Annotated in this window: 1 protein-coding gene; it reads right to left on the bottom strand. The window is 61.6% G+C overall.

Features of this window, described 5'->3' with window-relative positions; translation table 11 throughout:
- Window positions 1–221 precede the first annotated feature (221 nt).
- Window positions 222–461 (bottom strand): IS66 family insertion sequence element accessory protein TnpB (gene tnpB, locus EN845_RS33870; RefSeq protein WP_210235527.1); only part of this gene is annotated, 240 nt, incomplete at its 5' end.

Raw genomic sequence — 461 nt, 5'->3', positions numbered from 1 at the left:
CTCGCTCCGCATCCATTCCCATGGCGCCTCTGCGATCGCCGGGTGCCTCGCGCGGGCGGCCAGCTCCGCGAGGATTATCGCGTGCGCACTGGCAAGATCATCAGGAAGCTGATCGGCTCATCGGCCATGACGAATATTCGCTCCTCCGTGCAACGACTTTGCTCATCCCGCCGAGTCGCGCTCCAGGTTATTTGCGGCATGCGCCAGTTGAGCGGGCGTGATCACCAGGGTGCCGTCGGCCACGTGGCCAAATAAAACGTCCATTTCGTAAAAAGGCAGGCCCACTGGCCGTCATGCCAGATCACCTTGATCAGCCCTCCCTGACGCCCGAGCAAGTGTCCGCTGTGCGGATCGCGCTTCAAGATCTTCTGCACCATCAATGCAAGGCCGGGGAAGCCCTTGAGCACATCCGTATAGCCAGTGGCAAGCCATCCGGCCGAGCGCCTCGCTATCGATGTCAC

This window comes from Mesorhizobium sp. M8A.F.Ca.ET.202.01.1.1 (genome assembly GCF_004791595.1).
Classification (GTDB): domain Bacteria; phylum Pseudomonadota; class Alphaproteobacteria; order Rhizobiales; family Rhizobiaceae; genus Mesorhizobium.
This window is presented reverse-complemented; position numbering and strand designations above follow the sequence as displayed.